General features: G+C 33.8%; 1 protein-coding gene. It reads right to left on the minus strand.

The annotated features are described in order from the left end of the window. The coding region (locus EHQ62_RS06800; RefSeq protein WP_208720640.1) for a hypothetical protein at window positions 1-944 on the minus strand (944 nt) is incomplete at its 3' end. Window positions 945-1,057 lie beyond the last annotated feature (113 nt).

Raw genomic sequence — 1,057 nt, forward strand, 5'->3', positions numbered from 1 at the left:
GTATTATCTAAGATCGGAATTGCGGGAAAAATAGTTTCAAAATCAAAAAAATAAAGAGGGTACATCCAACCCGATAAGAATTCTCTAATGAATTCAATTTCAATATTCGATTGATTGTATTTGACTCCATCTACTTGGATCTTTTGTTTTTTTGTTAGTGGAAAATCTTCAGGTATATCGGCTAGATGAAGAATATTTTCCTCATACAGTTTCCAGGATTTACCTCTCGCATTGGTTAAATCAAAAACAGAATTCTTCTTTGCAATCTGTTTCCAGCAATGGTGTATATATTCGCACTCAAAAGGACTTAAGCAATGATTGCCAATTTCGATTAATGGTTCCCTGTCCTTCTGTATCGATTTTAACCTATGTAAATTTTCTCCTACCCAATCAAAATTACTCTTCACCTCAGACGTAATGTCTGTCAGGGTGAATAACTGTTTCGGATCTATCTCTCCTCTACGGATGTAGCTGTTATCTATGTGCATAAGAAAAAACTTATCTGGAGGATATCCCGCATTTGTCATCACCCAATACTGAAGCGATGCATCCACTAGATAGTAATCTTTAACAGATGTACTACTTTTTACTTCAATAGCCCAGATCTCATCCCCTTCTCGATGAAAAATATCCAATGCCGATAATGTTTCTTCATAGAAAAATGATGCTTCATATATAGTGTGAACGCCTTCCCTCATCCATTTCTTGGTATTCAGAATAGATTCAGTAAAATCATAAAAGGTTATTGGAGTTGCATCTTTTCCATTTGGAAAAACCTGCTGGGCAAGCTTTCCAATGGCATTTCCATTTTCAAAGAGAAGTTCTTGAGAATCAGATAATGAAGGTCTTAAGTCATGCCTATATAAATCAAAATACAGTTTTTTAGGACACTGAATTCCAGATACAAATCGTGATTTTGAAATTTTATGTTTAAACTGGGTCACTTTTTTGCCTTAGGAAAACCAATTTTGATATCTCATTCTAAAAGATCTTATTCTTATCCATTTAATCCAAAAAAATGAATAAATTCTTTATCCGAATATTCTCCGATTTTACT

The organism is Leptospira jelokensis, assembly GCF_004769635.1.
Lineage (GTDB): Bacteria > Spirochaetota > Leptospiria > Leptospirales > Leptospiraceae > Leptospira_A > Leptospira_A jelokensis.